Source organism: Actinobaculum sp. oral taxon 183 str. F0552 (genome assembly GCF_000466165.1).
Lineage (GTDB): Bacteria > Actinomycetota > Actinomycetes > Actinomycetales > Actinomycetaceae > Peptidiphaga.
On record NZ_KE951474.1, the window covers coordinates 1 to 833 of the forward strand.

The following is an 833-nucleotide window of genomic DNA, read 5'->3' on the forward strand; positions in this document are numbered from 1 at the left end:
CCTTCGCGACGGAGCAGTATTCGGCCGACGCCCGCTACATCTTCGCCGACGGCGCCGGCAATCCGGTGGTTCCCGACACGTTCATCCGGGTCTACATGGTCTATTCGAAGCTGGACGCCCCGGTCAGCGTCCCCGAGCAGAAGCTCGGGCCCCCGCCGGAGCGCAAGGGCCTGGTCGCCGTCGAATGGGGAGGATCCGAGCGGTAGCCGCGCGGCGGAGGCATCGTCGCCTGCACGCCTCGAACCGGCGCGAACGCGCCGAAACGGGGGAAGGTGAAACATACCCACCGGCGTGTCGGGGATCCCCCGGTTCCGCGGAATCCCCGGCACGGCGCCTCGCCGCCGGCTGGGAGGGGCGGAGTTCGGGCCGAGGTCCCCGCGGCCGGCCCTCCGTCGCCCCAGAGAGCGGGAATATAGTCGGAGCGAGGCATCCGGCGACGAAGCGATACGAAGGAGTTCACGGTGAGACCAAAACGATGCGCGGCGGCTCTCGCGGCGGCGGCGCTCCTCTCCCTGTCTGCCTGCTCGGGGGGAGGGGACGGCTTCTCGCCCTCCCCGTTCACTACCTCGCCCTCCCCGTTCACTACCGACGAGCCGACGAAAACGCCTTCCAGAGGGCCCGTCGCCTACAAGCCGGTGCTCTATGTGTATTCGGAGGGGCGGACGTCGTTGAGTGTGAATCTCGACTATGCGGGTTCGGTGACGTACACGTATCCCAAGGCCGGTCCCGGCAACGTCTGGCGGGTGACGGCCGGCCCCGACGGCACGCTCACCGACGCCTCCGGACGCTCCTACCCCTACCTCTTCTGGGAGGGGATCGCCCCGCGCGGCTAC

At 69.4% G+C, this 833-nt stretch carries 2 pseudogenes; both read left to right on the plus strand.

Annotated elements, in window-relative coordinates:
* Positions 1-206 (plus strand): annotated as a pseudogene (locus tag HMPREF0043_RS11570) (hypothetical protein); the annotation flags it as partial.
* 255 nt (positions 207-461) lie between these two features.
* Positions 462-833 (plus strand): annotated as a pseudogene (locus HMPREF0043_RS11245) (transcriptional initiation protein Tat); the annotation flags it as partial.